Origin of the sequence: Pseudomonas sp. RW407 (assembly GCF_003176655.1) — a bacterium.
GTDB lineage: Bacteria > Pseudomonadota > Gammaproteobacteria > Pseudomonadales > Pseudomonadaceae > Pseudomonas > Pseudomonas delhiensis.
Genome location: NZ_QGSL01000089.1, coordinates 1 through 442 on the forward strand (window position 1 = coordinate 1; position 442 = coordinate 442).

Genomic DNA, 442 nt, shown 5'->3' on the forward strand with positions numbered 1-442 from the left:
GGGCAGATCGTCCGCTACGAATACGACCGCGCCCTGCGCCTGGCCGCGCTGGTCAACGAGAACGGCGCGGCCTACCGCTTCGCCTACGACGCCAGCGACCGCCTGGTGGAAGAGCAGCGCATCGACAACCTTACCCGCCGGTTCCGCTACAACGCCGGCGGCCACCTGGTGGAAGTCGAGGAAACCGGCTACGGCCAGCAGGGCGAACGCCCCACGCGGCGCACCCGGTTCGAACGCGACGCCATCGGCCGGCTGCTGGCCAAGCTCACCGACGACGCCCGCTACGACTACCAGTACGACGCCGGCGACCGCCTGCAAGGCATCGACCGCCTGCCCAGTGAACAGGGCAAACGCCAGGGCCTGCAGGCCGAACGCCTGGCCTTCGCCTACGACGCCAACGGCCGCCTGCTCGGCGAAAGCACCCCGCTGGGCGAACTGGGCT

General features: G+C 70.4%; 1 pseudogene. It reads left to right on the forward strand.

Going from position 1 to position 442, the window contains the following annotated elements:
• A pseudogene (locus tag DK254_RS12355) lies at positions 1 to 442 on the forward strand (RHS repeat domain-containing protein); the annotation flags it as partial.